The 24,522-nt window shown below is 35.9% G+C and carries 23 protein-coding genes, 5 pseudogenes and 1 other annotated feature (1 of these 29 running past the window's edge); of the genes and pseudogenes, 25 read left to right on the forward strand and 3 right to left on the reverse strand.

Going from position 1 to position 24,522, the window contains the following annotated elements; translation table 11 throughout:
* Positions 1–216: a binding site (T-box leader), on the forward strand; it begins 23 nt to the left of the window's first position.
* 150 nt (positions 217–366) lie between these two features.
* From ilvE to ilvA, 6 genes are read left to right on the forward strand one after another with little or no spacing between them, the layout of a single operon-like run.
* Positions 367–1,266 (forward strand): branched-chain-amino-acid transaminase, encoded by a 900-nt coding sequence (gene ilvE / locus MRBLBA3_RS12550; RefSeq protein WP_000528143.1) that lies wholly within the window; start codon positions 367–369, stop codon positions 1,264–1,266.
* 22 nt (positions 1,267–1,288) lie between these two features.
* Positions 1,289–3,004, forward strand: a complete 1,716-nt coding sequence (gene ilvB / locus MRBLBA3_RS12555; protein WP_212090137.1) for an acetolactate synthase large subunit — start codon at positions 1,289–1,291, stop codon at positions 3,002–3,004.
* Positions 3,001–3,231: an ACT domain-containing protein gene (locus MRBLBA3_RS12560; protein ID WP_212090140.1), complete on the forward strand. Its 231-nt coding sequence runs from the start codon at positions 3,001–3,003 to the stop codon at positions 3,229–3,231. The genes ilvB and MRBLBA3_RS12560 overlap by 4 nt, the downstream gene beginning before the upstream one ends.
* 14 nt (positions 3,232–3,245) lie before the next feature.
* A complete protein-coding gene (gene ilvC / locus MRBLBA3_RS12565) occupies positions 3,246–4,253 on the forward strand; it encodes a ketol-acid reductoisomerase (protein WP_212090143.1) in 1,008 nt (335 codons plus the stop codon).
* A 46-nt stretch (positions 4,254–4,299) separates the two neighbouring features.
* Positions 4,300–5,973 carry a dihydroxy-acid dehydratase gene (ilvD, locus tag MRBLBA3_RS12570; protein ID WP_098588931.1) on the forward strand — a complete coding sequence of 558 codons (1,674 nt, stop codon included), beginning with the start codon at positions 4,300–4,302 and terminating at the stop codon, positions 5,971–5,973.
* A gap of 31 nt (positions 5,974–6,004) precedes the next feature.
* Positions 6,005–7,267, forward strand: a complete 1,263-nt coding sequence (gene ilvA / locus MRBLBA3_RS12575; protein ID WP_071733813.1) for a threonine ammonia-lyase IlvA — start codon at positions 6,005–6,007, stop codon at positions 7,265–7,267.
* A gap of 87 nt (positions 7,268–7,354) precedes the next feature.
* On the opposite strand, the gene MRBLBA3_RS12580 is transcribed toward ilvA, so the two are convergent.
* Positions 7,355–7,582 carry a hypothetical protein gene (locus MRBLBA3_RS12580; RefSeq protein WP_000916800.1) on the reverse strand — a complete coding sequence of 76 codons (228 nt, stop codon included), beginning with the start codon at positions 7,580–7,582 and terminating at the stop codon, positions 7,355–7,357.
* 52 nt (positions 7,583–7,634) lie between these two features.
* Complete coding sequence (locus MRBLBA3_RS12585) at positions 7,635–8,738, reverse strand: CapA family protein (protein ID WP_212090149.1); 1,104 nt, start codon at positions 8,736–8,738, stop codon at positions 7,635–7,637.
* A 213-nt stretch (positions 8,739–8,951) separates the two neighbouring features.
* On the opposite strand from MRBLBA3_RS12585, the gene MRBLBA3_RS12590 reads away from it, so the two are divergent.
* From MRBLBA3_RS12590 to MRBLBA3_RS12600, 3 genes are all read left to right on the forward strand, one after another.
* Positions 8,952–9,671 (forward strand): DUF554 domain-containing protein, encoded by a 720-nt coding sequence (locus MRBLBA3_RS12590; RefSeq protein WP_212090152.1) that lies wholly within the window; start codon positions 8,952–8,954, stop codon positions 9,669–9,671.
* A gap of 14 nt (positions 9,672–9,685) precedes the next feature.
* Positions 9,686–10,552, forward strand: coding sequence for a GNAT family N-acetyltransferase (locus MRBLBA3_RS12595; RefSeq protein WP_212090155.1), 867 nt, complete (start codon positions 9,686–9,688; stop codon positions 10,550–10,552).
* 116 nt (positions 10,553–10,668) lie between these two features.
* Positions 10,669–11,883 carry a multidrug efflux MFS transporter gene (locus MRBLBA3_RS12600; RefSeq protein ID WP_002202429.1) on the forward strand — a complete coding sequence of 405 codons (1,215 nt, stop codon included), beginning with the start codon at positions 10,669–10,671 and terminating at the stop codon, positions 11,881–11,883.
* A 54-nt stretch (positions 11,884–11,937) separates the two neighbouring features.
* On the opposite strand, the gene MRBLBA3_RS12605 is transcribed toward MRBLBA3_RS12600, so the two are convergent.
* On the reverse strand, positions 11,938–12,699 hold the full coding sequence (locus MRBLBA3_RS12605; RefSeq protein WP_363381522.1) for a DODA-type extradiol aromatic ring-opening family dioxygenase: 762 nt from the start codon (positions 12,697–12,699) through the stop codon (positions 11,938–11,940).
* A 204-nt stretch (positions 12,700–12,903) separates the two neighbouring features.
* On the opposite strand from MRBLBA3_RS12605, the gene MRBLBA3_RS12610 reads away from it, so the two are divergent.
* The 16 genes and pseudogenes from MRBLBA3_RS12610 (at position 12,904) to MRBLBA3_RS12680 (ending at position 24,501) form a co-directional block, all read left to right on the forward strand.
* A complete protein-coding gene (locus tag MRBLBA3_RS12610; RefSeq protein ID WP_212090164.1) occupies positions 12,904–13,827 on the forward strand; it encodes an alpha/beta hydrolase in 924 nt (307 codons plus the stop codon).
* Positions 13,828–13,882: 55 nt separating this feature from the next.
* Positions 13,883–14,488, forward strand: coding sequence for a pentapeptide repeat-containing protein (locus MRBLBA3_RS12615; protein ID WP_212090167.1), 606 nt, complete (start codon positions 13,883–13,885; stop codon positions 14,486–14,488).
* Between the two features lie 81 nt (positions 14,489–14,569).
* Positions 14,570–15,214: a LytTR family DNA-binding domain-containing protein gene (locus MRBLBA3_RS12620; RefSeq protein WP_000389700.1), complete on the forward strand. Its 645-nt coding sequence runs from the start codon at positions 14,570–14,572 to the stop codon at positions 15,212–15,214.
* A gap of 127 nt (positions 15,215–15,341) precedes the next feature.
* A complete protein-coding gene (locus MRBLBA3_RS12625) occupies positions 15,342–16,856 on the forward strand; it encodes an acetyl-CoA hydrolase/transferase family protein (protein ID WP_212090170.1) in 1,515 nt (504 codons plus the stop codon).
* Between the two features lie 230 nt (positions 16,857–17,086).
* Positions 17,087–17,530: a GNAT family N-acetyltransferase gene (locus tag MRBLBA3_RS12630; RefSeq protein WP_212090173.1), complete on the forward strand. Its 444-nt coding sequence runs from the start codon at positions 17,087–17,089 to the stop codon at positions 17,528–17,530.
* A gap of 27 nt (positions 17,531–17,557) precedes the next feature.
* Positions 17,558–17,917: a YunG family protein gene (locus MRBLBA3_RS12635; protein WP_000370947.1), complete on the forward strand. Its 360-nt coding sequence runs from the start codon at positions 17,558–17,560 to the stop codon at positions 17,915–17,917.
* 53 nt (positions 17,918–17,970) lie between these two features.
* Positions 17,971–19,296 carry a bifunctional S-methyl-5'-thioadenosine deaminase/S-adenosylhomocysteine deaminase gene (locus MRBLBA3_RS12640; RefSeq protein ID WP_212090176.1) on the forward strand — a complete coding sequence of 442 codons (1,326 nt, stop codon included), beginning with the start codon at positions 17,971–17,973 and terminating at the stop codon, positions 19,294–19,296.
* A gap of 292 nt (positions 19,297–19,588) precedes the next feature.
* Positions 19,589–19,723, forward strand: a complete 135-nt coding sequence (locus MRBLBA3_RS12645) for a hypothetical protein (protein WP_255259101.1) — start codon at positions 19,589–19,591, stop codon at positions 19,721–19,723.
* Positions 19,720–19,995, forward strand: a pseudogene (locus MRBLBA3_RS12650) (phage holin family protein); the annotation flags it as partial. The gene MRBLBA3_RS12645 and the pseudogene MRBLBA3_RS12650, both read left to right, overlap by 4 nt.
* Positions 19,995–20,504, forward strand: a pseudogene (locus MRBLBA3_RS12655) (N-acetylmuramoyl-L-alanine amidase); the annotation flags it as partial. The pseudogenes MRBLBA3_RS12650 and MRBLBA3_RS12655, both read left to right, overlap by 1 nt.
* Positions 20,505–20,603: 99 nt before the next feature.
* Positions 20,604–20,768 (forward strand): N-acetylmuramoyl-L-alanine amidase C-terminal domain-containing protein, encoded by a 165-nt coding sequence (locus MRBLBA3_RS20100; protein ID WP_369811979.1) that lies wholly within the window; start codon positions 20,604–20,606, stop codon positions 20,766–20,768.
* Positions 20,769–20,937: 169 nt separating this feature from the next.
* Positions 20,938–21,192 (forward strand): annotated as a pseudogene (locus MRBLBA3_RS12660) (hypothetical protein); the annotation flags it as partial.
* A gap of 182 nt (positions 21,193–21,374) precedes the next feature.
* The gene (locus MRBLBA3_RS12665) at positions 21,375–23,003 is read left to right on the forward strand and encodes a peptide ABC transporter substrate-binding protein (RefSeq protein WP_363381527.1); all 1,629 of its coding nucleotides are present in this window, start codon (positions 21,375–21,377) and stop codon (positions 23,001–23,003) included.
* 464 nt (positions 23,004–23,467) lie between these two features.
* Positions 23,468–23,967: pseudogene (locus tag MRBLBA3_RS12670) on the forward strand (ABC transporter ATP-binding protein); the annotation flags it as partial.
* A gap of 38 nt (positions 23,968–24,005) precedes the next feature.
* Positions 24,006–24,215 carry a hypothetical protein gene (locus MRBLBA3_RS12675; RefSeq protein WP_001036913.1) on the forward strand — a complete coding sequence of 70 codons (210 nt, stop codon included), beginning with the start codon at positions 24,006–24,008 and terminating at the stop codon, positions 24,213–24,215.
* Position 24,216: 1 nt separating this feature from the next.
* Positions 24,217–24,501, forward strand: a pseudogene (locus MRBLBA3_RS12680) (DUF4176 domain-containing protein).
* Positions 24,502–24,522: the final 21 nt, after the last annotated feature.

Raw genomic sequence — 24,522 nt, forward strand, 5'->3', positions numbered from 1 at the left:
AAATGATAAAGATTGTTTCAGAGAGCCGCCCAAAGGCTGTGAGGGTGGTAACAATTGAATCATTGAAAATCACCTCGGAGCACTGCTTTTGAAGTTAGTAAAAAGTAGCGGAGTTGTTTCCGATAGAAAAACAAAAGTCTAATTGGACTTGCAGAGCTTATATTTCGTGAGAAGTGTAAGGAAGCTGAGTGGTACCACGAGTCTCTCGTCTCAGCAATGGATTGCTACAAGTGTGTAAGTAATCGATTGTTGAGACGAGTATATTTTTAAGATTAGTATACTGAATATTCTGTTAAAATACTCATCTCAGCAATCGATATAGAAATAGGTTGCAAAAATAGAGAGAAAAAAGAGGAGCGATGTGAGATGGGAAACCAGTACATTTACATGAATGGGGAATTTGTAGAAAAAGAAAAGGCAGTTGTTTCAGTATATGATCACGGCTTTTTATACGGGGACGGTGTATTTGAAGGGATTCGTAGTTACGGAGGAAATGTATTTTGTTTAAAAGAACATGTGAAACGATTATATGAATCGGCGAAATCTATTTTACTTACAATTCCAATGGCGGTTGACGAAATGGAAGAAGCAGTTTTACAAACATTGCAAAAAAATGAATACGCAGATGCCTACATTCGATTAATTGTTTCAAGAGGAAAAGGTGACTTAGGACTCGATCCGAGAAGTTGTGTGAAACCGAGCGTAATTATTATTGCAGAGCAATTAAAGTTATTCCCGCAGGAATTTTATGATAATGGACTAAGCGTTGTATCTGTTGCATCGAGACGTAATACGCCAGATGCATTAGATCCACGTATTAAGTCAATGAACTATTTAAATAACGTACTTGTAAAAATTGAAGCGGCACAAGCAGGAGTGTTAGAGGCCCTTATGTTAAATCAACAAGGATATGTTTGTGAAGGGTCTGGAGATAATGTTTTCATTGTGAAAGATGGAAAAGTGTTAACACCTCCTTCGTACTTAGGGGCGCTAGAAGGTATTACGAGAAATAGTGTGATTGAGTTATGTGAGCGACTTAATATTCCGTGTGAGGAAAGGCCGTTTACTCGCCATGACGTATATGTAGCAGATGAAGTGTTTTTAACAGGAACTGCAGCGGAACTAATTCCTGTAGTGAAAGTAGATTCAAGAGAAATTGGAGATGGAAAACCAGGAGATGTAACAAAAAGATTAACCGAAGAATTTAAAAAATTAACGAGAGAAAGAGGAGTACGTGTTCCAGGATTGGCGGAAAGTTTAGCGTAAATAGGGAGAGGAGTTAATTGAAATGGAGGAACAGTATACAGCATATGATGAACTGCAGAGTGAAGAAGCTACAGGTGCTGGACACGTTATTCAATGTTTGAAGAAATTAGGTGTAACGACTGTTTTCGGTTATCCGGGCGGCGCGATTTTACCAATATACGATGCGTTATACGAAAGTGGTTTAAAGCACGTGTTAACTCGTCATGAACAAGCTGCCATTCATGCGGCAGAAGGATATGCGAGAGCTTCTGGAAAGGTTGGGGTAGTCTTTGCTACCTCTGGCCCAGGGGCGACGAATTTAGTTACGGGTTTAGCAGATGCTTATATGGATTCGATTCCTTTAGTAGTCATTACAGGGCAAGTTGCAACGCCTTTAATTGGTAAAGACGGATTTCAAGAAGCGGATGTTGTCGGAATTACAGTACCCGTTACGAAGCATAATTACCAAGTTCGTGATGTGAATCATTTATCACGCATTGTACAAGAAGCTTTTTACATCGCCGAAAGCGGGCGCCCAGGACCAGTGTTAATTGATATTCCAAAAGATGTTCAAAATGAAAAGGTAACAAGTTTTTATAATGAAGTAATTGAGATTCCAGGATACAAACTAGAGCCTATGCCAGACAGTAGGAAGCTTAGAGAGGTAGCTAAAGCTATTTCCGAAGCAAAACGCCCACTTCTTTATATCGGCGGAGGTGTCATTCATGCAGGTGGATCTGATGAACTCATCCAGTTTGCGAGGGAGAATCGTATTCCTGTCGTTTCCACTTTAATGGGAATTGGTGCATATCCGCCGGGAGATTCGTTATTTTTAGGAATGCTCGGCATGCATGGAACGTATGCTGCAAACATGGCAGTAACAGAATGTGATCTACTACTTGCTTTGGGTGTTCGCTTTGATGATCGTGTAACAGGAAAATTAGAACTCTTTTCTCCGCATTCGAAAAAGGTACATATTGATATAGATCCTTCGGAGTTCCATAAAAATGTAACTGTGGAATATCCGATTGTTGGAGATGTGAAAAAAGCGTTACACATGTTGTTACATATGCCAATTCGTACACAAACAAATGAATGGCTTACGAAAATAGAGGAATGGAAGGAGGAATATCCTCTTTCCTACAATCAAAAAGAAGGTGAGTTAAAACCACAGCATGTTATTAGTCTAGTAAGTGAATTAACGAATGGTGAAGCGATTGTTACGACAGAAGTAGGACAACATCAAATGTGGGCTGCGCATTTTTATAAAGCGAAAAACCCACGGACTTTTCTAACATCTGGCGGACTAGGAACGATGGGGTTTGGTTTCCCGGCGGCAGTTGGTGCTCAGCTTGCAAAAGAAGAAGAACTTGTCATCTGTATTGCTGGTGATGCTTCTTTCCAAATGAACATTCAAGAGCTGCAAACAATTGCTGAAAATAATATTCCTGTCAAAGTATTCATCATAAACAACAAATTTTTAGGAATGGTAAGGCAATGGCAAGAAATGTTTTATGAAAACCGTTTGTCGGAATCGAGAATTGGGTCACCAGATTTTGTGAAAGTAGCAGAAGCTTATGGTGTAAAAGGGCTAAGAGCAACAAATTCGTTTGAGGCGAAAAAGGTAATGTTAGAAGCATTTTCTCATGAAGGTCCTGTCGTAGTTGACTTTTGTGTAGAAGAAGGTGAAAACGTCTTTCCAATGGTTCCGCCAAACAAAGGGAATAACGAAATGATTATGAAGAGGTGGGAAGAATGAGTCATACTTTTTCATTAGTTATTCATAACGATCCGAGCGTCTTATTACGTATAAGTGGAATTTTTGCTCGGCGTGGTTATTATATTTCATCTTTAAACTTAAACGAAAGAGATACAAGTGGTGCTTCTGAAATGAAACTAACAGCAGTTTGTACTGAAAATGAAGCAACGTTACTTGTCAGTCAGTTGAAAAAATTAATCAATGTACTGCAAGTAAATAAATTATAAGGAGTGTATGGAATATGAAAACTTATTATGAGAAAGATGCAAATTTAGAGCTATTAAAAGGGAAAACAGTTGCGGTAGTCGGATATGGATCTCAAGGTCATGCCCAAGCACAAAACTTACGAGATTCTGGTGTGGAAGTTGTAGTTGGTGTTCGTCCTGGTAAATCATATGAAGTAGCAAAAGCAGATGGGTTTGAAGTAATGTCCGTTTCAGAAGCGGTTCGAACCGCACAAGTTGTACAAATGTTATTGCCGGATGAACAGCAAGCTTATGTGTATCGAACAGAAGTAGAAGAGAATCTTCGTGAAGGACAAATGTTACTTTTCTCACATGGATTTAATATTCACTTCGGGCAAATTAATCCGCCAAGTTACGTAGATGTAGCGATGGTCGCGCCGAAAAGTCCAGGTCATCTCGTTCGCCGTGTCTTCCAAGAAGGAAATGGTGTCCCAGCATTAGTCGCAGTGCATCAAGATGCAACGGGAACAGCACTACATGTAGCATTAGCGTATGCAAAAGGTGTAGGTTGTACACGTGCAGGTGTAATTGAAACGACATTCCAAGAAGAAACAGAAACAGACTTATTCGGTGAGCAAGCAGTACTTTGCGGAGGAGTAACAGCACTTGTGAAAGCTGGTTTTGAAACGTTAACGGAAGGTGGATATCGTCCTGAAATTGCATACTTTGAATGTTTGCATGAATTAAAGTTAATTGTGGATTTAATGTACGAAGGCGGATTAACGAGTATGCGTCATTCTATTTCAGATACGGCAGAGTTTGGAGATTATGTAACAGGATCGAGAATTGTTACAGATGAAACGAAGAAAGAAATGAAACGTGTTCTTGCAGAAATTCAGCAAGGTGAATTTGCGAAGAAATGGATTTTAGAAAATCAAGCAGGGCGTCCAACGTATAATGCGATGAAAAAAGCAGAACAAAATCATCAGCTAGAAAAAGTAGGAGCAGAGCTTCGTGAAATGATGAGCTGGATTCATGCACCGAAAGAATTAGTAAAGAAATAGATTAAGAGAGTATAAGTGAAAAATACGTAAGAGGGGATTTGACAAGATGAGAAGTGACATGATTAAAAAAGGTTTTGATAAAGCGCCACATCGTAGTTTATTAAAAGCAACTGGTTTGAAAGATGAGGATTTTGATAAACCGTTTATTGCGATTTGTAATTCTTTTATTGAAATTATTCCAGGGCATAAGCACTTGAACGAGTTTGGGAAACTTGTAAAAGAAGCCGTTCGTGCGGCAGGCATGGTGCCATTCGAATTCAATACAATTGGAGTAGATGACGGTATTGCGATGGGACATATCGGTATGCGTTATTCGCTTCCGAGTCGTGAAATTATTGCAGATTCAGTAGAAACAGTTGTAAATGCACATTGGTTTGATGGCATGATTTGTATTCCAAACTGTGACAAAATTACACCTGGTATGATGATGGCGGCTCTTCGTATTAACATTCCAACTGTATTTGTTTCAGGCGGCCCGATGGCTGCGGGAAAAACATCTAAAGGAGAAGTTGTCGATTTAAGTTCCGTTTTTGAAGGGGTAGGAGCTTATCAATCCGGGAAAATTTCAGAAGAAGAATTAAAGGATATCGAAGATCATGGCTGTCCATCTTGTGGCTCTTGTTCGGGTATGTTTACCGCGAATTCTATGAATTGTTTATGTGAAGTGTTAGGTTTAGCCCTTCCAGGAAATGGTAGTATTTTAGCGATTGATCCAAGACGTGAGGAGTTAATTAAACAAGCAGCAGAGAAATTAAAAATTTTAATTGAGAGAGATATTAAGCCACGCGATATTGTGACAGAAGAGGCAATTGATGATGCATTTGCACTTGATATGGCGATGGGAGGATCTACGAATACAGTATTACACACGCTAGCGCTCGCACAAGAGGCAGGATTAGATTACGATATGAACCGTATTGATGCTGTTTCAAGACGTGTACCGCATTTATGTAAGGTAAGCCCTGCTTCTAATTGGCATATGGAAGATATTGATCGAGCAGGCGGGATTAGTGCAATTTTGAAAGAGATGAGCAGAAAGGAAGGGGTACTTCATCTAGATCGAATAACTGCTACTGGGCAAACATTAAGAGAAAACATTGCTCATGCAGAGATTAAAGATAAGGAAGTTATTCATTCTCTCGAAAACCCTCATAGTGAAGAAGGGGGATTACGTATATTAAAAGGAAACCTTGCGAAAGACGGAGCGGTTATTAAAAGCGGGGCAACAGAGGTAAAACGATTTGAAGGACCTTGCGTTATTTTTAATTCACAAGATGAGGCGCTTGCGGGCATTATGCTTGGAAAAGTGAAAAAAGGAGATGTCGTTGTTATTCGTTATGAAGGACCAAGAGGCGGCCCTGGTATGCCAGAAATGTTAGCTCCGACGTCAGCAATTGCCGGCATGGGATTAGGTGCTGATGTTGCGCTATTAACGGATGGACGTTTCTCCGGTGCTTCACGTGGTATTTCGGTAGGGCATATTTCACCGGAAGCAGCTGCAGGTGGAACGATTGCTCTTCTTGAGAAAGGGGATATAGTTTGTATTGATGTTGAAGAACGTTTGTTAGAAGTAAGGGTGAGTGATGAAGAATTAAATAAGCGTAAAAAAGAATGGAAACGACCAGAACCGAAAGTGAAAACTGGCTGGCTTGGACGTTATGCACAGATGGTAACATCGGCGAATACAGGTGCAGTTCTAAAAATCCCGGATTTTGATTGAGCCAATTTAAAAGAGATAAGGATGATATGAAATGGTGCAAAAGGTAAAGGAGAGAGTGAAAATTGAAGATATCTTAATGGCTCATAATTGCATGAAAGATATCGTTATTAAAACACCGTTACAACGTGATACAGTTTTATCTGAGAAATATGATTGTGACGTTTATGTGAAACGAGAAGACTTACAATTGATTCGCTCTTTCAAAATTCGTGGTGCGTATAATTTGATTCAAAGCTTACCGAAAGAACAATTACAAAACGGCGTTGTTTGTGCAAGCGCTGGTAATCATGCACAAGGAGTTGCTTACACTTGTAATTTATTGAAGATTCCGTCGAAAATTTTCATGCCGACGACAACGCCTAAACAAAAAGTATCACAAGTACAATTTTTCGGTGGTGATTTTGCGGAAATTGTATTAGTCGGTGATACATTTGATAGCTCTTTCCAAGAAGCACAGCGCTATTGTGATGAAAATAAGATGACATTTGTTCATCCGTTTGATGACCCGTATGTCGTTGCTGGTCAAGGAACAGTGGCGGTTGAAATTATGCATGATATGGAGAAACCAGTTGATTATATCTTTACAGCAATCGGCGGTGGTGGGTTAGCATCAGGTGTTGGTACATATGTGAAAGGTGTTAGTCCTGCTACAAAGGTCATTGGTGTAGAACCGATGGGGGCTGCATCTATGAAGGAGGCTTTTCTTCAAAATGAAAATGTGGCATTGGAGAAAATAGATAGTTTTGTTGATGGGGCAGCGGTTAAAAAGGTAGGGAAGTTAACATTTGAAACTTGTAAAGATGTAATTGATGATATTGTTTTAGTACCAGAGGGAAAGGTTTGTACGACGATTTTAGAACTGTATAAGAAAAATGCAATTGTAGCTGAACCCGCTGGTGCGCTTTCAATTGCAGCGCTTGATCTTTACAGAGATGAAATAAAAGGGAAAACAGTAGTATGTACGTTAAGTGGTGGAAATAATGATATTGATAGAATGCAAGAAATGAAAGAACGTTCTCTCATTTATGAAGGATTAAAGCATTACTTCATCATTGAATTCCCGCAGCGTTCAGGAGCACTAAGAGAGTTTCTGGATAAGGGATTAGGCCCAGAAGATGATATTACACGATTTGAGTACATTAAGAAACATAATAAAGAAAATGGTCCAGCGCTAGTCGGTGTAGAATTAAAACATAAAGAAGATTACGAGCAATTAATTAGTCGTTTTAAAGAAAATGATATTCAATTTGTGGAGCTTAATAAAAATCCTGTTTTGTTTGATTTACTTATTTAGTAGAAAAAAGTAAACATATGATTGTATTTGAAATGAAAAAAGATAGATACAAGCAGAGGAAATAGTGCTTGTTCTATCTTTTTATAGTTAAACTAAATACGCTCCATATTCAAGAAGGATAAAGCTAGTTAACCAAAAAAATATGGCAATACGAATGATTATGTACATTGTAAATTCAAAGGGAGAAAGTTTTCTCTCTCGTTTTATTTTTTTTAGTAGCCTAATAGAAAAAACTGAACATAAAAGCAGGATTGCTATAGATATTTTATATATGTTTTCTAACAGACTTACATTTTCTAATAAGTTTTTTAGCATGTTCATCACCTACCCTGTAATGTATGTTACAGAGAAATGGCACTCGTGCTGTTTAGTTGCGTTTGTTTATTATTTTCCCTGTATCATCAATTTCTACATCAGTTGAAACTGCTTGTAAATATTGTAGAGCTTTTTTCTTTTCTTCCTCATTTACAGGAGAAACTTGGTTGTTGCGAATGATGTAAGGATTGAATGACATTTGGACATCATTTCCTTTAAAGGTTAAAGTTAATACGCCAGTTTCGGCGCTTTTTCCATTCACATAACTTGGGAATAAAAAGTTCCCTAATGAGTAAGCGATAGGAACTTTATTATAATACTCAAACCCTTGTAACCAATGTGGATGACTGCCGACAATAGCGTCAGCTCCTGCTTCAACCATTTTAGGTACATATTGTTTTTGGTATTCTATTGGACGATTTGATTTTTCAACGCCCCAATGCATATAAACGATCACATAATCAGCATCTTTCTTTTGTTCTTGAATCGTTTTTGTTACAAGATCTAGATCATATCCGTTCGTAACGCCAGGCTTATTTTCACCAGCTACCCAATTAAAGTTAGGCATAAATCGAACGAAGGAAAGAAATTTAAACTTTTTTCCTTTTACAGTTAGTTCACGAGCGGTATAAGCATCTTCAGTATTTTTTCCGGATCCAGTGTAAGGTAGTTTTAATTTTTCGACGTGAGAAATGGTGTCTAGTAGTCCATCTTGTCCATAATCAAGCGTATGGTTATTGCCAATATTGACAATATCGTATCCAGTATTTTTTATTGCTTGTAGTGTGGATGGGTCGCTTTTAATCCAAAATTGTTGTCCAGGTACTTTTTTTTCTCTCGTTGTAAATGCTGACTCTAAATTAATAAAAGAAATATCAGCTTTTGTTATTTCTTCTTTTACATGTTGGAATGGATAATCAGCCCCATTTTTTTCGATTACGGGACGTAATTGCCAATCGAACATTGTATCACCAGAGAAGGTGAGTGTGATTTCAGGCTCTTCTATTTTCTTTTCGCTTTTTGAAGCTGTTTTACTAGATTTGTTTTGCATATCAGGTTTGTCTTTCGCTTTTGAAATAAAAGAGTAGTTGATTAATAACACAATTGGTGTAATGAAAAAGGCTATTAACAGAAATCGTTTTAATAAAGTTTTCATAAATACCTTCCCTTTTGAGTTTATCCCGCAATTAGATTAACAATGAATCTACTAAAGGCAATCGGTCTTTGTATAGTAACAAAAAAATAGCGGGTTATGTAGTGAAAAACGTTTGTTAATATTCACAACATTAAGTTAACATATAGGTAACCTGTAAATCAATGTATAAATCAAAATATAGAAATGAAGAATTCGAAGGGTGAAGAATGAGAAATGGTTATATTAGGAGCAGTTGTAAATGGGATTTGTATTATATTTGGTACTTTACTTGGTAAATTATTTAGTGCGATTCCAGAAAGTATGAAGGGAACAATTATGCATGCAATCGGTTTAGCGGTTACTGTACTTGGACTTCAAATGGCATTAAAAAGTGAAAATTTTCTTGTTGTCATACTAAGTTTAGTTATTGGTACGGTAATTGGAGAATGGCTACAATTAGAAGAAAGGTTAAAACTGTTAGGGGATTGGCTAGAAAATAAAGTTGGATCGAAAGGGAAAGGGAGCATATCAGAAGGCTTTGTAACAGCCACGCTTATTTTTGCAATTGGTGCAATGGGGATACTTGGTGCATTGGACAGTGGGATCCGCGGAAATCATGATATTTTATTTACAAAGGCGATTATCGATGGATTCATTTCTATTATATTAACGACAACTCTAGGAATTGGTGTAGTATTTTCAGCGATTCCAGTGATTTTATATGAGGGAGGTATTGCAGTTTTTGCAACACAAATTAATAGTTTTGTTCCAAAAGAATTAATGAATCAATTTATAGTGGAAATGACGGCTACTGGCGGTATTATGATATTCGCAATCGGATTAAACTTACTTGGAGTTATTAAAATTAAAGTGGCAAATTTACTTCCAGGCATATTAATGGTTGGAGTAATTGTTTCTATTATATATGGTTATGGTTTGATAATAAGTCATTAGGGGAAGGGATATAGATGGTGGAATTCCAATTTACAAAACGTGCATATAAAATATTGGAGATCGCAGCAGAAGAGGCTGAGTGTAGTAAAGGTATTATCCATCCAGTTCATCTATTTATAGGAGCTTGTAAGGAAGGTACTGGAGTTTGCGCGGAATTACATATGTATTTATTTCACACGGTGGGTATGGATTTTTTAGCAAAGATATCGTTACTCCAACAATATTATGCAAATGAAATAGAATACATAAATGTTGGGGAGTTTAAAGTTTCAAATAAGACGATAGAAGTTTTAAAAGTAGCGAAGAAACGGATGGAACGTTTTCAGCAAATAGTAATAAATGAAGGGCATGTTTTATATGCAATTTTTCAAGGGGATACAGTTATTGATAAGGTTATAAGTAAAAAGATGAAAAAAGATGTATTGCAAATTACATCTGAACCAAGAGACTTGACGGTTGCATTAAAAAGATTTGATCCTATTTGTAATAGTTTAAGCTGTAATATTAGAAAAGCGATCTCTTCTGATTTTGAAAAGTTGGCACGTTTTGTTAAGGATGAATTTGGTGAGCGTTGGTCAAAATCTTTAGATTATGGATTCCGGACGTATAAAGAAGAGTTACCTATTTTTATTGCTGAACAAGGAGGAGAAATCATTGGTTTCGCTTGTTATGACGTTGTGAGAGGAAAGAAAGGGCTGTTTGGCCCGATGGGTACAGCGAAACATAATCGTGTAAACGGTGTTGGGAAGACGTTATTGAATCATTGTTTATATAACATGAAGAAAAGCGGATATGAGTATGCAATTATAGGACAAGCAGGTCCGATTGAGTTTTACGAACGATGCTGTAATGCACGTTTAATACCCATAGGAGATAATTAACTCTATCCCTTTGCAAAGAATGCAAAGGGATAGAGTTTTATTATGTATAAAGCAAATTACTAAACTTTTTCTAGAAAACGGTGTAGAATGGGTATCGAATGAAAGAAGGTGTGAAAATGGCCAGCTGGAAACGAAATTTAATGATTTGTTGGCTAGGTTGTTTTACCACTGCAGCCGGTATGAGTTTAGTAATTCCTTTTTTATCTTTTTATATTGAGGAATTAGGGGTGACCGGCACTTCTAGTATTGCACAGTGGTCGGGACTTGCATTTGGTGTGACATTTTTAATGGGTGCGATCGTATCACCAATATGGGGCAAGCTTGGTGATATACATGGACGGAAATTGATGCTTATACGTGCGAGCCTTGGTATGGCGATAATTATGACGCTTATGGGGTTTGTGACGGACGTGTATCAACTAGTCGCACTTCGGTTTTTAATGGGAGCGGTATCAGGTTTCCTTTCTACAGCGATGACATTTATTGCTGCAGAAACTCCGCAAGAACATTCAGGTTGGGCGATTTCTACAATCTCAACTGGAGGCGTGAGTGGTTCATTACTTGGGCCGATACTCGGAGGTTATTTGTCAGAGTTAATCGGAATGCGCCATGTTTTTTTAGTTACAGGAGCTTTCTTATTCCTTTCCTTTCTTATCGTCTTTTTCTTCTTACATGAGGAGAAACATTCTGCTAAAGCAAAAAAGGCACAGCCGAAAAAAGTATGGACGATGGTCCCTGCGAAACATTTAATAATAAGTTTATTTGTAGCAACGTTTATTATTCAGCTTGCAAATATGTCGATTCAACCTATTATTACGTTGTACGTAAAGCATTTGGCAGGACCAGGAACAGATCATATTGAAATGCTTGCAGGTGCAGTCATGTCTGCAACAGGATTAGCAGTAATTTTAGCAGCTCCTAAGCTAGGAAGATTATCAGATCATATTGGACCTCAAAAAACGTTAGTTGTAGCGTTGTTTGCTGCCGGAATTATTTTTATTCCGCAAGCATTTGTAACCTCAGCTTGGCAACTATTAATTCTTCGCTTTTTATTAGGTATTGCACAAGCAGGACTATTACCTTCCGTACAAACTCTACTAAAACAACATACGCCAACCCATGTAACGGGACGAATATTTGGATATAATCAATCGTTTCAGTTTTTAGGAAATATGATTGGTCCAGTACTTGGTGGGCAAATTGCAGCTCACGCAGGCTTCCAATATGTTTTCTTCTCTACATCATCATTATTATTTATTGCATGTATTTGGGTTTATTTTCATAGTAAGAATGCAGAGGTATCAGAGAAACAACATTTGGAAGTTAGTTAATTAGGTGAATGAACAGTAAAAAGGATGAAGCGATAGTTGCTTCATCCTTTTTTATTAAAACTGAAGGAAAAGATAACTTAATGTACCAAGCTCGTAGCTACGGTGAATGACTTTCCCTGTCTGTTCACCACTACCCATTGCGATAAATAAAGGTACAAAATGCTCTGCTCGTGGAACAGCCAATTGTGAATGAGGCGCATTTTTCTCCCAATTAAACAATGCATCTTTATCATTGGTCTGCATATGTTTAATAATCCAATCATCAAATTCAATTGCCCATTTTTCAGGTGTTGTTTGATTCCATTTCAATGCTCGTAAATTATGAACAGTAACACCGCTGCCAATTACTAAAATATCTTCTTGTCCAAGTCCTTTTAGTGATTCTCCAATTTCAAATTGTTCTTTTGCAGGAAGGAATGGATTTACTGATATTTGTATGACAGGAATATTTGCTTCTGGATACATACGGTGCAGGAGTGTCCATGAACCATGATCTAACCCTCTCGTCATATTATGATGGACTGGAATGCCTTTGTTTTTAAATTTTGTTGCTAGCATAGACGCAATGCTAGAAGAGCCTTTCGCACGATATTTGATTTCGTATAACTCAGGAGGAAAACCTCCAAAATCATAAATTGTTTCATATTCTTCATCTGAAGAGGAAATCGTTAATACTTCACTTTCCCAGTGAGCGGTAAAAATAACAATAGCTTTCGGTTTATATGTTTCTCCAAGTGTCTTTAAAAAGCGTGTATAGTCTGTATCTTGAATAGCAAGCATTGGTGAACCGTGTGCTAAAAATAGTGATGGCATCATAGTAAAAACCTCCTAAAAATTATATAGTTACTTTATGTAAGTAACTATATAATTTTATTTCAGGTCCGTCAAGAGAATAGTTTGAAAGATAAACAATGAATGAATGCATTTGTCATAATAGAAGCAATTGCATATAATACATAATAAGAATAATGAATGGATATTCATTTTTTGAGATACATAATAGATTTGGGGGCTGACGAAATGAACGTACAGGAAAGTTTCGTTACGGCATTGGATGGATCGGAAATTTATTTGCGTAAGTGGTTACCAGAAGGAGATCCGCGAGGGATTATTCAAATTGCACATGGTATGACAGAATATGCAGGTGTTTATACAGACTTTATTGATGCTTTATTAGAAGCAGGATATGGTGTTTATGCTCATGATCATAAAGGGCATGGGAAAACAGTAAAAAGAGAAGAAGACTATGGTCATTTCGAACCAAATATAGGTTGGAATCAGGCTGTGTCTGATGTGATTTTTGTTTCGGAAATGATAAAAGAAGAGCAGACAGGTCCATTGTTTTTACTTGGACATAGTATGGGATCTTTTTTATCAAGAAGAGCTGTACAACTTAGAGGTGAACTATATGATGGATTTCTTATTTCAGGAACTGGTGGAAATCCAGGGCTTTTAGGAAGTATCGGTTATAAAGTAGCGACAATTGAGATGAAATTACGCGGGCCCAAAACGAAAAGCCCGATGCTAAACTTTTTATCTTTCGGAAATTTCAATTCGCACTTTAAACCAAATCGTACAAAATTTGATTGGTTATCTTCAGATATGAATCAAGTTGATAAATATATTGCGGATCCGTTATGTGGATTCATTTGTACGACGAGTTTTTATCGAGAATTATTTTCGGGTGTACTAGAAGTAAATAAACTAGAAGAATACAAGAAGACGCCAAAAAATCTTCCAATACATATATTCTCTGGTGATCGTGATCCCGTTGGAGATATGGGAAAAGGTGTAACAGAAGTTTATGAAAACTATAAAAAATGTGGTGTGAAAGACGTGACACTACGTTTATATGAAAATGGTAGACATGAAATGTTCCATGAAGTGAATAGAGATGAAGTGTTTAAAGATTTGATTTCTTGGTTAGATAGACATATTGTATGAGAAGAAACCTCACTTTTTTGAAGTGAGGTTTCTTTGAGGAAATGGAGGAAAGATTATGGGTGGATTTGTAAATAAAGAATATATAGAAATAGATTTTCAATATGAATTGATTAAAGAAGAGGAATTAAAAAATTGTACCTTCATAAAATGCCGTTTTAGAGGGATAGACGCACCAGAAGTTTTTACTAAAAATTGTAATTTTATAGAATGTGATTTTACTGGTTCTCTTTTTAATGCTTCTATCCATCAAGGAACTACATTTGCAAATTGTAAGTTTGTTGGTACGAATTTATTCGTATCTAAGTTTGAAGAATGTAAAATGACTGGCTCCGATTTTGAAGAAGCGAATTTAGACGGAATAACAATAATATCGGGTGATTGGTCATATACAAATTTAAGGTTCGCGAACTTAAGTAAACAAATGCTAAAGGGTGTACGTTTAATTGAAGCTGACTTATATGAATGTAATTTAGAAAAAGCAGATTTACGTGAAGCGGATTTAACAGGTGCACAATTAGGTAAGGCGAAACTTAGTGGTGCAGATTTGAAAGGAGCGATAGTTGATAGAATTGATTTTACAAGTTTTGATTTAAAAAATGTGAAATTAGATATAGCACAGGCAGTTGCAGTGGCAAGATGTTATGGGGCTAAGGTGAACTAAATTGTTTGTAAAACCGTTCAAATTGCTGAACGGTTTTACAAATCATAATAGTAGTATAATAGTAAATGAGGTGTTAATACTATGGAAGATAAAACATTAGGTATACTACTAGATGTTGTTGGGGAATTATTTTCAGATGAAATTTCAATCGCCGTTTCGAATACGAAAGAATATATTTACTATCGGCCAAGTAAACGAATTGATTTAAAGATTAGCGCCGGTGATCCTATAAAGGAAGGGACGATTGCTCATAAAGCAATGGTAACGAAGCAAAAAGCCTCTGAGTTTATTAACCGGGATGTTTTCGGTATTCCTTATCATGGAATGGCCGTACCATTTTCAAATAATGGAAAGATTGAAGGTTGCGTGACGGCAATTTATCCCGCTTTAACGGATGGTAAGTCAGTCGTTACTTTAAAAACAACAGACGGATGGGTTCCGGTTCCTTTTTCAAAGGTGATGTATTTAGAGGCTAAAGATAAAAAGACGTATGTGAATTCAGAAGAGTTAACAGGAACACATAAGTACTCTCTACAAGAATTCGAATATTTGCTTCCGAAAGATTCATTTATTAGGTGTCACCGTTCATTTATTGTAAATGTTAATCATATTAAAGCGATTTATCCTGATACCCATTCTACTTTTTTACTTTCTATGGATAACGGAGAGAGGGTACCAGTTAGTCAATCGTATGCTAGCTATTTTCGTAAGCTTCTAGGATTCTAGATTTTTCTGCTTTAGAACCTAGATCCGCTGTTTTATCTGAATTTTCGGCATTGTGTACGAAAATCCCTATTTTGATAGTGTTAATGTGTAAAATAATTATAAATATTCATTAAGAGAGGGATTACATATGGAGAATAATTTGGATAGAATCAGGGATCAACGTTTAAAAAATCGGGTAGTTACACCTGAAGAAGCAGCTTCATGGATTCAAAGTGGAATGACTTTAGGATTAAGTGGATTTACACGTGCTGGGGATGTAAAAGCAGTCCCATTTGCGCTAGTGAACCAAGTTAAGAATGATAAATCTTTTAAAGTAAATGTTTATACTGGAGCTTCCTTAGGTTCGGATGTAGATAAATTATTTGCTGAGGCAGGAATTTTAGGGAAAAGGTTGCCTTTCCAAGCCGATGCGACTATGCGAAAAGGAATTAATAACGGAGACTTTTTATTTGTGGATCAGCACTTGTCTCATACAGCAGAGTTACTCCGTGCTGACGTTATGGATATAGATTTCGCTATTTTGGAAGCGGTTGCGATTACCGAAGACGGAATGATTATTCCAACCACTTCAATTGGAAATTCCTTAGCATTTTCCCTAAATGCTAAGTCCATTATTATTGAAATGAATATGGCTCAATCCGCGCAACTAGAGGGGCTACATGATTTATATGAACCAGGTAAACAAGGAGAGAGACTTCCAATTCCGCTCGTAAAAACGGATGATCGAATTGGAACGATCGGTATTCCGATTGATGCTGAAAAAGTGAAGGGAATTGTGTTTACGAATCAATTGGATTCGCCATCGACAATCGTTCCTCCAGATGAAGAAACTGTTATTATGGCACAACATTTAATAGAGTTCCTTCGAAAAGAAGTCAAAGTAGGCCGATTAACAAATAGTTTAGCGCCGTTACAATCGGGAATTGGTTCAGTGGCCAATGCAGTTCTTCATGGAATGTTAGATTCGGAATTTGAAGATTTAGAAGTGTATTCCGAGGTTTTACAAGACGCGGTCTTCGATCTTATGGATGCTGGGAAAGTCAATTTTGCTTCCTGCTGCTCCATCACGCTTTCTGAAGAGAAAATGCAACAAGTATTTTCTAACTTTCAAAAATATCGTGACAAATTAATGATGCGCCCGCAAGAGATTTCTAATCATCCTGAAATCATTCGCCGCCTTGGATTAATCTCTATTAATACTGCTTTAGAATTAGATATATACGGAAATGTTAACTCTACTCATGTTTTAGGTACAAAAATGATGAACGGTATCGGTGGTTCTGGTGATTTTGCGAGAAATGCACGTCTAGCTATCTTTGTTACTAAATCGATAGCAAAAGGTGGTAACATTTCAAGTATTGTTCCTTTCGTTTCTCATGTAGACCATACTGAACATGATGTAGATGTTATCGTGACTGAACAGGGGTATGCTGACTTAAGAGGACTTGCGCCAAGAGAAAGGGTGGAACTTATTATTGAGAATTGCGTACATCCAATGTATCGTGACCAGCTAAGAGCTTATTTCGAAGAAGCACAAACAAGAGGTGGACAAACTCCTCATGTGTTAGAAAAAGCTTTTTCTTGGCATACGAATTATGCTAAAAATGGAACAATGCTTGAAGCGGTATTAGAAACTGTATAGGTGTGTATTATAGGAGTAGTAAAACAAATAATTCTTAATATAATATGCCAGATAGGTTAAAAGAAAAAGAGCGCCAATTTTCAGGAATGGCGTTCTTTTTCTTTTTAAAAATTGTTACCTATAATAAAGATTTACAAAAATAATCTCTAATCTATGAAAATAAAAGGTTTTTCAAATTATTTTTCGAATCATTTTTATAGTTTACATATCGAAGGTGAGGAGAAAGAATCATGAAGATAAGAAAAGCGTTATTAAGTGAAGCGAATGAATTAAGTGAACTCGCACTACATTCAAAAGCAACGTGGAACTATAGTGAAGAATTCATACTTGCTTGTAAGGAAGATTTAACAATTACAGAAGAGTACATAAAAAATAATTTTGTATATGTTTTAGAAAACGATAATACGAAGATTGGATTTTTCTCATTTTTACGTAATGACAATGCTCTCGATTTTCTATACATGCATCCTAGTTACAAAGGGAAAGGGTACGGGAAAATACTTTGGGAGTTTGTAATAGAGCAAGCAGAGGGACTAGGAATAAAAAGTTTTACAATTGATAGTGATCCAAATGCAAAAGGGCTTTACTTGAAGATGGGAGCAAAGTTAATCGGAGAGACACCATCAACGGTTTTTAAGGAGCGTTTACTGCCTCTTTTGAAATATGATGTGTAAAACTATTAATAGTAGGAGAAGCTGAAAATGGATAATGTAAAGGGAAAAAGAATATATGAAGCACTAATAAAATCGTGGTCAATTGAAACAAGTTCAAAGTGGACAATTGAAAATCCAGCAAAGGGACAGTGTGGTGTAACGGCTCTAGTCGTTCAAGATATATATGGAGGGAAAATTAAAAAGACAAAAATAGGAGAGGTGTGGCACTTTTATAACTGTATAGGTGGGCAGAGGTTTGATTTTACAGAGACTCAATTCAATGAAAAATTGAATTATATGGATGAGAAATCAAATCGGGAAGAAGCATTTGCAGATACAAATGAAAAACAATATAGCATTTTAAAGGAAAAGACAACGAAAGAATTAAAATTATCTTTTGACTCTTAATCTTTAATAAGTTACTATAATGGTGGTAACTTATTAAAGGGAACTTCATAGAGTTGAAAGGGGAAATACTTTTGAAAACAACTTATGTAAACGCTACAATTGCAACGATGAATGAACAAAATGAAGTGATAGAAAATGGATATATCATTGTAGAAAATGATCAAATTATAGATATAAATAGCGGAGAATTCGCTAACGATTTTGAAGTAGATGAAGTAATTGACATGAAAGGAAAGTGGGTTTTACCAGGACTTGTCAATACACATACACATGTTGTTATGAGCCTTTTGAGAGGTATCGGAGATGATATGTTATTGCAGCCATGGCTTGAGACGAGAATTTGGCCACTTGAAAGTCAGTTTACGCCAGAGCTAGCGGTCGCTAGCACGGAATTAGGATTACTTGAAATGGTGAAAAGTGGTACAACATCATTCTCTGACATGTTTAATCCAATTGGAGTAGATCAAGACGCAATTATGGAAACGGTATCAAGGAGCGGGATGCGAGCTGCTGTTTCAAGAACTTTATTTAGCTTCGGAACGAAAGAAGACGAAAAGAAAGCGATTGAGGAAGCTGAGAAATATGTGAAGCGTTATTATAACGAAAGTGGCATGTTAACTACGATGGTTGCACCACATAGTCCATATACATGTTCTACAGAATTGTTAGAAGAGTGTGCACGTATTGCCGTAGAAAATCAAACGATGGTTCATATTCACCTTTCGGAAACAGAGCGTGAAGTACGTGATATTGAAGCACAGTACGGAAAACGTCCAGTAGAATATGCAGCAAGTTGCGGGTTGTTTAAACGCCCAACAGTTATTGCGCACGGTGTAGTATTAAATGAAAATGAGCGTACTTTCTTAGCAGAACATGATGTTCGCGTAGCTCATAATCCAAATAGTAATTTAAAACTGGGATCTGGTATAGCGAATGTAAAAGCGATGCTAGAAGCAGGAATGAAAGTAGGAATTGCAACAGATAGTGTGGCATCTAACAACAATTTAGATATGTTTGAAGAAATGCGTATAGCAACTTTATTACAAAAAGGTATTCATCAAGACGCAACAGCATTACCAGTTGAAACAGCTCTTTCTCTTGCGACGAAAGGAGCAGCTGAAGTAATTGGGATGAAACAAACGGGATCACTTGAGGTTGGTAAGTGTGCTGATTTTATTACAATCGATCCATCGAATAAACCGCATTTACAACCAGCTGATGAAGTGTTATCACACCTTGTATATGCTGCTAGTGGAAAAGATATAAGCGATGTAATTATTAACGGAAAACGTGTCGTTTGGAATGGCGAATGTAAAACGTTAGATGAAGAGCTTATTATATTTGAAGCAAGTCGTTATAAACGTGGTTTACAAAGATAGGTATTTATATACCTTTTTGAGAAAGCTATCCTTTCTAGAAAATAGAATAGGGTAGCTTTTTTTATTGAACGAATAAACATTCAAAAGAATGTGACATTTTTCTGTTGGTATTTCTGCTGTAATATGTGCTGTATTAGGAGATAGTATTACATCACTAAATTATGCAGACACTCCTTATTGGAAAGTGATTAGTAATGTTAATAATATAATTCCTTACAACTATGGTATTTCGGGGTCTCGTATAGCAGTGTGGGAAGGACACGACCAGCCAATGTGTACAAGATATGCAAACATGACCGATGACGCAGATATCATTACTGTTTTCGGAGGTACAAATGATTACGGGAATACGGTTACACTTGGAACAATAAACAGTGTAGATACAGGTACTTTTTACGGAGCATTGAACGTCCTGTGTGCAGGTTAAAAAGTAAAGTTGGCTTCAAAGGCATCGCAAAAAGGCGGTGCTTTTTCTTTTGATCGGAGTGGCAACCCAATTAGATACAGCACTTGGAAGTAATAGTGCTATTCGTGAAGCGACAATTTTTTATCGGAAATGAGTTGCTTTCACTTTTAGAAAACGCTGGTCGTATGGAAATTCCGCAACCTTCAGCACTAACGAGTGTAGTTGAAATTTTAAGTGACAAGAGCAATAAGACAAGTTCTGAATATGATAATAAAAAAGGAGATGTTGAATAATGACTCGTTATAGTTTACACGGAGGGCACAACAGTATTGTACAAGGGGCTAATTCTGGAAATCGAAAAGAGCATATTATGGATCGTCAGGTGAAAGATGCGGTGGCAGCTAAGTTAAGAGCTTTAGGACACACAGTCTATGATGATACAGACGAAGTAGGAAGCACTCAAGCGCAAAATTTAAATAATATCGTTCGAAATAGTAATTCCCATAATGTGGATTTGGTTGTTTCTTTTCATCTTAATGCAAGTGATGGGAATGGGCAGGGTGTGGAAGTTCTGTATTATGATCAAAAAGACCTAGCGGCTAAAATCTCAGCTCAACTAGCAAAAGATATTGGATGGCGTGATCGTGGTGCGAAACAACGTACTGATTTAGCCGTATTGAATGGAACTAAAGCACCAGCTATTCTTATCGAATTAGGATTCATCGATAACGAATCCGACATGGCTAAATGGAATGTTGATAAAATCGCAAATTCTATCGTATATGCTCTAACGGGACAAACTGTTGGAGATGGCGGAGGAAACGGCGGTTCTAATGGTGGATATCAATATGTTAAGTCTGGTGAATTCGGGACAAACTATCTAAATGAAGCGATTCAAGCTATGGTTGAACGAGGAACAAAGGGGAAAGTTGTTGTTAATCCATTAACAGGTCTTGCTTATATCCAAACTGAGGTATTGCCTAATTCAGAACTAGATAAAATCACTTGGTGGATGGATACTCGACCAGGTGGTAAGTGGTGGTATGAATATATTAAAGTGAATTAATAATTTTTTAACAAAAGAATAGTTTGGTGACAAAAAATAAAAGCCGTTAATTACGGCTTTTATTTTTATTTTTGAGGATGAGCTATCTCCATTCTCTTTAATTCTTTTTTGTGTTCTTTCTTTATTTCATCTGGAATGATGATTTCAATGTTACCTCATATTTTTTTATATTCCTGATGTGAAATTTCGTGACGAAGAAGGGATACTTCATGGAGTCGAAGTAGATCGGTCACAGAAAATGAAAGTGAATGAAGAGAAGTTAAAAAAGTATGAAGAGTTCACACAAATATATAAGCAGAAATATAACGGGAAGATGCCAGTCATTCATTTCTTTACTGTCCCAAAATACAGAGGAAAGAAACTGGAAGAGTTAGCAGCTAAGTATGATGTGTTTGTGAAGGTGTATGTAATAGAAGAAATATAAAAAGCGCTAACAAGTTTGCAAACGAACTTGCTAACACCTATACGAAATAGACATAAAATATCGCTGATATGTCGCTAAATAAAATGAGAATAATTAACGACTAATAATGAATAATGGTTTATTATAATGGAAGCAACAAAATATAACGTTTTATAATATTTTATATTTAAGGAGCGCAATTCATGAAGCGAAAAAAGAGCCGTTTAATGGTAATGGCACTTGTTACATCTTTATTTTTAACAGCTTGTAATAATAAAGCGAATAAAAGTGATGTAGAAGCTAAAAAACAAGTGTTAAATGTAACAGTATCAGAAGAAATTCCTTCCCTTGATACTACGAAAACGATGGATGGTACATCAGCACACGTTATGCAAAACATATTTGAGGGATTGTATGTGCTAGATGATCAAGATAATCCAACTTCCGCTATAGCAAAATCTTTTGAAAGAAGTGAAGATGGTAAAAAATATACATTTGATTTGCGTAAAAATGCAAAGTGGTCAAATGGAGACTCAGTAACAGCAAATGATTTTATGTTTGCGTGGAGAAAAGCGGTAAGTGCTGAAACAGCGTCTCAATATGCATACATGCTGTTTTATATAAAAAATGCGAAAGAAATAAACAGGGGGACAATGCCTCTTGATGAACTCGGGGTTAAAGTCATAAATGATTATAAGTTAGAAGTGGAACTAGAACAGCCGATTCCATATTTCTTACAGTTGCTAGCCCTACCTATATACTTACCACAGCATGAATCATTTTTGAAAGAACAAGGGGGAAATTACGGGCTCGAACCTAATAATCTCATATATAATGGTCCATTCGTGCTAGAGACATGGAAGCATGAACAAGAATTTCAATTGAAGAAAAATGATACATATTGGGATAAAAAGAAAGTGAAATTAGATGAAATAAACTTTCAAATTGTGAAGGATACAATGACAGCAGTAAATTTATATGAAGCTGGCGATTTGGATCGAGTATCAATTAATTCTCAATTTGTAGACAAGTATAAAGGGAATAAGCAATTGCATATGTCGAGCGATCCTGGAATTGCAATGCTCCGTTTTAACGAAAAAAATAGCGCACTAGCAAATAAAAAAGCTCGTCAATCCATTTCATTAGCGTTAAATAAAGAAGATTTTGTTGCCCATTTTATTAATAATGGAGCGAAGCCTGCGAATGGGCTCATACCAGAAGGTCACAAAAATGAAGAAACAGGTAAAGATTTCAGAAAAGAAAATGGAGATATTTCTCCATACGACTTACAAAAAGCGAAAAAGATTTGGGAAGAAGCGAAAAAAGAACTTGGGGTAGAACAGGTAAAACTCGAGTTTTTAACGTTTGAACAAGATAACGCAAAACGTATGGCGGAATATATAAAAGGTGACTTAGAGAAGAATTTGCAAGGACTCACGATACAAATTAAACAACAGCCATTTAAGCAAAAGTTACAATTAGAACAAACAGGTGAGTACGATATATCTATGGTAAATTGGGGACCAGACTATAAAGACCCAATTAGTTATTTAGAGATATTTACGACAAGTAACCCAAATAATAAAATGAGTTACTCCAATCCTCATTACGACGAACTAATAAAAAAAGCTAAAAATGATTTTGTACTAGATCAGAAGAAAAGATGGGAATCGTTGCGAGAAGCTGAGCAGGTCATATTAGAGGACGCTGCGGTAGCACCGCTTTATCATATTGGTTCCGCTTATGTACAAAAGGATTATGTAAAAGGAATTGAAAAGCATCAATTTGGTGGTGTTTACATTTATAAGAATGCTTATATTGATAAGAAATAAATAAAAAACCTTACTTTTAAAAGTAAGGTTTTTTTACAGAGTGCAGGGGAATCTTTTAGTGGTGTTCCCGCCTTATAAAGGAGATAAATGAAAAATTGTAGCTATGTATTCATAAGAAATTGTAAAAAATTAGATCGAGCAATTTATTTAAGTAAAAAGAAGTTAGTAGTAAACGAAATTAAATAGTTAAAAAAAGCTGAATTCGCTCTTGATTCACATAATTTCAAAAACGAAATATGTGAATGCTATTCTATTCTTTGTAGGATTTTAATATTAGAAAAAGAAGAATAGAAATATAGCATACATGGAATAAGGGAATGCAGTACAGATCAGCATACAAGCATTTTCTTACTGTAACTATGTTTGTTTTTAATTATATAAAAAAAATATTAGATTATATATTTTGTCCTTGGTATACTTAAAAGGTAATTTGGGTATTAAGATGAATTGATAGAGGTGTTTGTGTGAAATTATTTGATTATTATAAAAAAAGGGGAAGTTTAAGTGTCTGATTGGAATTGGGCTTTTTCTTTATGGATTAATTGGTATGTATAATACCTGGGGTAATATTAATTGGGGACCAGTAATTTTCATTATTATAGTTTCGTTTGTTGTTTTTGGTATTGGATTTTGGCAATTAAGAAAAGGGAATTTATTAAAAGAGAATATAGTTGAAAGCGGTTTAAATTTTTGGGATATCGATACTTACATTTTATTAGAATTGCCCGAAAGTAATAAGCATTTGGGTTTATATACTCCTGATGGGAAATATGTAGCAGGAACAAAGATGATTTCTTCAACATTACCTTTTTTTAAAAATAAACAAGTTTTTGGATTGGAAACAAATAATGGAGAAATACTTGCATATTTTCATAGTGAATCTGAAAATTATGATTGGGCTATTTATGATTCAAATTATAATTGTGTAGGTATGTTTAAAGAAAATATTGTACAGGGATTTGGTGGAGAGTTTGCTATTAAAGAATAAAGGAGAAAATTAGTGTGAATAAGAAAGTGAAAATTTTAAAATATTTTATGATTATATTAGCTTGCATTGCAATTTTTGGGACAGTTTTACCTAATGCATTAGATCCAAATGAATCATTAGCAGGTAACATTTCAGTTGCAATCTTCGGTACAATTGGAGCTTGTTTACTATTTTCTATTATTTATTTTATTGTAAAAAAAGCTATTTTAAGAGGTGCGAAATAAGGTGGGACAAAATTTAGAGTTAGAATTACTTCCAATAGGTTCTGTTGTAATGTTTAAAGATTGGGAACATCCATTAATGGTTTATGGAAGAAGATAGATGGATTCTGAAACAAAAAAAACATGGGATTATGTATGTTGTTATTTCCCTCATGGTAATATTTCTTCAGAGTACAATTTCTTTTTGAATCATGAAGATATCTCTAGTGTGTTACATCTTGGTTTTATTAATGAAACAGAATTAGAGTTTCAAAAATTATTTAAAAAAGAAATTGAAGAAAAGCAGTGATTCTTTTAAGCTATTGGTGTT

Origin of the sequence: Bacillus sp. LBA3-1-1.1 (assembly GCF_040676495.1) — a bacterium.
Classification (GTDB): domain Bacteria; phylum Bacillota; class Bacilli; order Bacillales; family Bacillaceae_G; genus Bacillus_A; species Bacillus_A nitratireducens.

Bases quoted from the DNA above. Each gene is read 5' to 3' on its own strand.
- MRBLBA3_RS12595 (WP_212090155.1), top strand. From the start codon at position 9,686: ATGGTGGAATTCCAATTTACAAAACGTGCATATAAAATATTGGAGATC.
- MRBLBA3_RS12635 (WP_000370947.1), top strand. From the start codon at position 17,558: ATGGATAATGTAAAGGGAAAAAGAATATATGAAGCACTAATAAAATCG.
- MRBLBA3_RS12645 (WP_255259101.1), top strand. From the start codon at position 19,589: ATGACCGATGACGCAGATATCATTACTGTTTTCGGAGGTACAAATGAT.
- MRBLBA3_RS12585 (WP_212090149.1), bottom strand. From the start codon at position 8,738: ATGAAAACTTTATTAAAACGATTTCTGTTAATAGCCTTTTTCATTACA.
- ilvE (WP_000528143.1), top strand. From the start codon at position 367: ATGGGAAACCAGTACATTTACATGAATGGGGAATTTGTAGAAAAAGAA.
- ilvB (WP_212090137.1), top strand. From the start codon at position 1,289: ATGGAGGAACAGTATACAGCATATGATGAACTGCAGAGTGAAGAAGCT.
- MRBLBA3_RS12580 (WP_000916800.1), bottom strand. From the start codon at position 7,582: ATGCTAAAAAACTTATTAGAAAATGTAAGTCTGTTAGAAAACATATAT.
- MRBLBA3_RS12665 (WP_363381527.1), top strand. From the start codon at position 21,375: ATGAAGCGAAAAAAGAGCCGTTTAATGGTAATGGCACTTGTTACATCT.
- MRBLBA3_RS12560 (WP_212090140.1), top strand. From the start codon at position 3,001: ATGAGTCATACTTTTTCATTAGTTATTCATAACGATCCGAGCGTCTTA.
- MRBLBA3_RS12615 (WP_212090167.1), top strand. From the start codon at position 13,883: ATGGGTGGATTTGTAAATAAAGAATATATAGAAATAGATTTTCAATAT.
- MRBLBA3_RS12610 (WP_212090164.1), top strand. From the start codon at position 12,904: ATGAACGTACAGGAAAGTTTCGTTACGGCATTGGATGGATCGGAAATT.
- MRBLBA3_RS12625 (WP_212090170.1), top strand. From the start codon at position 15,342: ATGGAGAATAATTTGGATAGAATCAGGGATCAACGTTTAAAAAATCGG.
- ilvA (WP_071733813.1), top strand. From the start codon at position 6,005: ATGGTGCAAAAGGTAAAGGAGAGAGTGAAAATTGAAGATATCTTAATG.
- MRBLBA3_RS20100 (WP_369811979.1), top strand. From the start codon at position 20,604: ATGGTTGAACGAGGAACAAAGGGGAAAGTTGTTGTTAATCCATTAACA.
- MRBLBA3_RS12600 (WP_002202429.1), top strand. From the start codon at position 10,669: ATGGCCAGCTGGAAACGAAATTTAATGATTTGTTGGCTAGGTTGTTTT.
- MRBLBA3_RS12590 (WP_212090152.1), top strand. From the start codon at position 8,952: ATGGTTATATTAGGAGCAGTTGTAAATGGGATTTGTATTATATTTGGT.
- MRBLBA3_RS12620 (WP_000389700.1), top strand. From the start codon at position 14,570: ATGGAAGATAAAACATTAGGTATACTACTAGATGTTGTTGGGGAATTA.
- ilvC (WP_212090143.1), top strand. From the start codon at position 3,246: ATGAAAACTTATTATGAGAAAGATGCAAATTTAGAGCTATTAAAAGGG.
- ilvD (WP_098588931.1), top strand. From the start codon at position 4,300: ATGAGAAGTGACATGATTAAAAAAGGTTTTGATAAAGCGCCACATCGT.
- MRBLBA3_RS12630 (WP_212090173.1), top strand. From the start codon at position 17,087: ATGAAGATAAGAAAAGCGTTATTAAGTGAAGCGAATGAATTAAGTGAA.
- MRBLBA3_RS12605 (WP_363381522.1), bottom strand. From the start codon at position 12,699: ATGATGCCATCACTATTTTTAGCACACGGTTCACCAATGCTTGCTATT.